1 protein-coding gene is annotated in these 319 nt (G+C 62.4%); it reads right to left on the bottom strand.

Going from position 1 to position 319, the window contains the following annotated elements:
* Nucleotides 1–28 precede the first annotated feature (28 nt).
* Nucleotides 29–319: molybdopterin cofactor-binding domain-containing protein (locus LH128_RS30315; protein ID WP_008833517.1), on the bottom strand; the 291-nt coding region annotated here is incomplete at its 5' end.

The raw sequence follows: 319 nt of genomic DNA on the forward strand, positions 1-319 counted from the left end.
GGGCGTTACAAAGGGTTGCTGGCCCCCATCACAGCAGCTTGTCGAGCGTGATCGGCAGGTCGCGGACCCGCTTTCCCGTCGCATTGTAGATAGCGTTAGCGACCGCTGCGGCCGTGCCGGTGATGCCGATCTCGCCGATGCCGCGTGCGCCCATTGGCGTGTGCGGGTCGGGGATGTCGGTCCAGATTACGTCGATATCGGGCACATCCATGTGGACGGGAATATGGTATTCGGACAGGCTCGGGTTCATCACCCGGCCATTGCGTTCGTCGATCTGGGTTTCCTCCATCAGCGCCAGGCCAAGGCCCATGATGATGCC

Origin of the sequence: Sphingomonas sp. LH128 (assembly GCF_000293195.2) — a bacterium.
Taxonomy (GTDB): domain Bacteria; phylum Pseudomonadota; class Alphaproteobacteria; order Sphingomonadales; family Sphingomonadaceae; genus Novosphingobium; species Novosphingobium resinovorum_A.